Source organism: Cupriavidus consociatus, assembly GCF_017814975.1.
Taxonomy (GTDB): Bacteria; Pseudomonadota; Gammaproteobacteria; order Burkholderiales; family Burkholderiaceae; genus Cupriavidus; species Cupriavidus consociatus.
Map to the genome: position 1 here is coordinate 1 of NZ_JAGIQA010000215.1, position 265 is coordinate 265.

Consider the following 265-nt stretch of genomic DNA (forward strand, 5'->3'; position numbering starts at 1 on the left):
CGGCGCCACGGAGCAGTGCAAAGCGAGCTGTTTCTGGTCATCAACCGGCTTGAGGAATTTGCAACCGCTGTCACCGACAGGCTCGATACGATTGACTTTGAAACGAAACGCAAGATCGTTCTGGGTCTGGTCAAACGTGTCGAGATCCACAAGGATGAAATCGTCGTTGTGTTCCGCGTCGATCCACAGCCGCCGGCTCCAAGCAACGAAAATTCGAACGACTCAGACGAGGGACTGGAAAATATGCAACATTGTAGGCGGCGTA

At 53.2% G+C, this 265-nt stretch carries 1 pseudogene; it reads left to right on the top strand.

The annotated features are described in order from the left end of the window. Window positions 1–15: 15 nt before the first annotated feature. A pseudogene (locus J8I82_RS38145) lies at window positions 16–265 on the top strand (recombinase family protein); the annotation flags it as partial.